The organism is Grimontia marina (genome assembly GCF_900060185.1).
Lineage (GTDB): Bacteria > Pseudomonadota > Gammaproteobacteria > Enterobacterales > Vibrionaceae > Enterovibrio > Enterovibrio marinus.
In genome coordinates this window covers 1-556 of the sequence record NZ_FIZY01000272.1, presented here as the reverse complement: position 1 = coordinate 556, position 556 = coordinate 1, and the positions used below count along the sequence as shown (strand labels likewise).

The window sequence follows — 556 nt, the reverse complement described above, 5'->3', positions numbered from 1 at the left end:
GCCAACTGATATGACTAGGGGATGGTCGACGTTCTCTTTGTTTCCGGGGTTGAAATAGACAGTACGCATTCCCGCGTTAATACCCGCTTCAACGCCCAGAAGCGTGTCATCAATGAACAAACATTCTTGAGTGAGCGCAGCCATATTCATGGCAGCGTAGTGGAGAAGATCGGGAGCAGGCTTCCAACTGTTGGCATCAAAAGCTGAAAACACTTTACCTTTAAAGTCGTCGAGCATTCCTGTCATTGCCAATGAAGATTCAACCCGAGACTTAGGCGCATTAGAAGCGATACAAAACTCGATGTCCTGTCGCTTTAGGAATTCAATGAGCTCGATGGCACCATCCATCGGCTTTAAATGGCGTTGGAACAAAGCTTCTAATTCAATACGATATAACGGCTCAAGCGTATCAATCGAGATAGATAGCCCTAAACGTTCTTGTGTATCCATAAAGATGTCGGCCAGCTTTCCACCTTGAAAGTGCGCATAGAAGTCATTAACGTTTAGCTACGCCCCAAAGCCGGTGAATACATTCACCAAGGCTTGGCAACACAGC

The 556-nt window shown here is 46.4% G+C and carries 1 pseudogene; it reads right to left on the bottom strand.

Features of this window, described 5'->3' with window-relative positions:
• Nucleotides 1-556, bottom strand: a pseudogene (locus GMA8713_RS26385) (HAD-IA family hydrolase); the annotation flags it as partial.